The sequence below is a fragment of the Thermovirga sp. genome (assembly GCA_012523215.1).
Lineage (GTDB): Bacteria > Synergistota > Synergistia > Synergistales > Thermovirgaceae > 58-81.
On sequence record JAAYIZ010000014.1, the window covers coordinates 1 to 2151 of the forward strand.

The 2151-nt window shown below is 61.1% G+C and carries 2 protein-coding genes; one reads left to right on the forward strand and one right to left on the reverse strand.

What is annotated here, in order from left to right; all coding sequences use genetic code 11:
• The first annotated feature begins 27 nt into the window (after positions 1–27).
• Positions 28–1308, forward strand: coding sequence for a phosphopyruvate hydratase (eno, locus tag GX108_00585; protein ID NLO55545.1), 1281 nt, complete (start codon positions 28–30; stop codon positions 1306–1308).
• Here eno and GX108_00590 read toward each other — a convergent pair.
• Positions 1283–2151, reverse strand: an 869-nt coding sequence (locus GX108_00590) for a trehalose-6-phosphate synthase (protein NLO55546.1), incomplete at its 5' end; no start/stop codon positions are given. The two genes, eno and GX108_00590, sit on opposite strands and share 26 nt — an antisense overlap.

Here is a 2151-nt window from a genome sequence, read left to right on the forward strand (position 1 = left end):
GACAATCGATTGAGGGGAGAGACCGTTTTGAAGAAGACCATCACGGCAGTCAGGGCAATGGAAATCCTGGATTCCAGGGGCAACCCGACCGTCAGGACCTGGTGCAGGCTCGAGGGCGGCATCGAGGTTTCCGCCTCGGTGCCTTCGGGGGCATCCACGGGTGAGAATGAGGCCGTGGAGCTTCGAGACGGCGACAAGTCAAGGTTCGGTGGAAGGGGCGTCCTGCGGGCCGTGGAGAACGTCAACGCCATCATCGCACCGCGCCTTGTGGGGATGGACCCGACCCGCCAGGATGAGATTGACCACCTGATGATCGAGCTGGACGGGACAGCGAACAAGGGCGCGCTGGGCGCCAACGCGATCCTCGGGGTGTCCATGGCCGTGGCAAGGGCTGCCTCCAAGGCCAGGGACCTCCCCCTTTATGTTTACCTGGGTGGTCCTGGGGCGGCCCGGTTGCCCGTTCCCATGATGAACATCCTCAACGGCGGCCACCACGCCGATAACAGCGTGGATTTCCAGGAGTTCATGGTGATGCCCCTTGGGGCACCAACCTTCGCCGAGGCCCTCCGCTACGGTACCGAGACCTTTCATGCCCTGAAGAAGATACTTTCGGCAAGGGGCTACGCCACGGGCGTGGGCGACGAGGGGGGGTTCGCCCCGGATCTGAAGAGCAACGACGAGGCCTGCCAGGTTATCGTCGAGGCCATCGAGACCGCGGGCTTCACACCCGGCCGGGATATTGCCATCGCGCTGGACCCGGCGGCGAGCTCCTTCTTTGAAAACGGTGCCTACCATCTTTCCAGGTCTGGGCAGGGTAAAAAAACCAGCAGCCAGATGACGGCCCTCTACAGGGAGTGGGTGGAGAAATACCCCGTGGTCTCCATTGAGGACGGGCTCGATGAGAACGACTGGGAGGGTTTCAAAGCCCAGACGGCCGAACTGGGGGAAAAGATCCAGGTAGTGGGGGACGATCTCTTCGTAACCAACACCAGGTTCGTCGAGCGGGGCATCCGCGAGAGAGCGGCCAACGCCGTCCTCATTAAACTGAACCAGATCGGCACCGTTACGGAGACCATGGAAACGATAAAAATGTGCAGGAACGCCGGATGGGGTTATGTCATATCCCACAGGAGCGGAGAGACGGAGGATACCTTCATCGCCGATTTCGCCGTCGCCATGGGTGGCGGCCAGATCAAAACCGGTTCAGCCTGCCGGAGCGAAAGGGTCGCCAAGTACAACAGGCTGTTGGAGATCGAGGAACAGTTGGGGGGAAGAGCCGTCTTCAGGAACCCCTTCGAGCGCCACTGAAGCCAGGGGCCCCTTTTGCCGGGGTCTCGGGTGCGCGCTTCGTGAGGGCGTGAAAAAGGGGAGCCATCTTCGCCTCGGGGAAGTCGACCAGGGCCTTGCCCGTTGAAGCCCTCAGGTAGTTGTCCACCCACCAGAACACGTTTTGCCTGCGGATGCCCGCTCTCAGGCGTCGCATACGGCTCTTTCTTTTTTCCAGGGGCATGTTGACCGCCTCGTGGATCGCCTCTGCCACGCCTTGTATGTCGTAGGCGTTCACCAGGATGGCGCTCCTGTGCATCTGCGCGGCGGCGCCGGCGAATTCGCTCAGTATGAGCACACCGTTGTCATCCACCTGGCAGGCGCAATACTCCTTGGCCACCAGGTTCATACCATCCTTCAGCGGCGTCACCAAGGCTATATCGGCCAACCTGTAGTACGCCACCAGTTCCTCCCTGGAGACAGATTTGTGCATATAGTGGATTGGTATCCAGCCCGGTGTCGAGAACTCGCCGTTGACGGAACTCACCAGTTTCTCGATCTCCTCCCTCAGATCCTGGTAGGCGGGGACGTCCTCCCGGCTGGGGACGACGATCTGTATGAGGGCGATCTTCTCCCTGAGTTCGGGAAAGGAACGGCAGGCTTCTCCGAAGGCCCTTATCCTTTGGGGTATGCCCTTGGTGTAGTCCAGGCGGTCGACCCCGATGGCGATATTCTCCCAGGGAACCTGGCTTTTAAGCTCCTTCAGGATCTTCGTGGCCTTGGCCGACTTGGCCGTGTCCCTGAAGGACCTGTAGTCGATGCTGATGGGCATGGCCGCCACCCTGACGCGCCGTCCTTCGGAGGTTACGGTGGCGACCGGTCCGC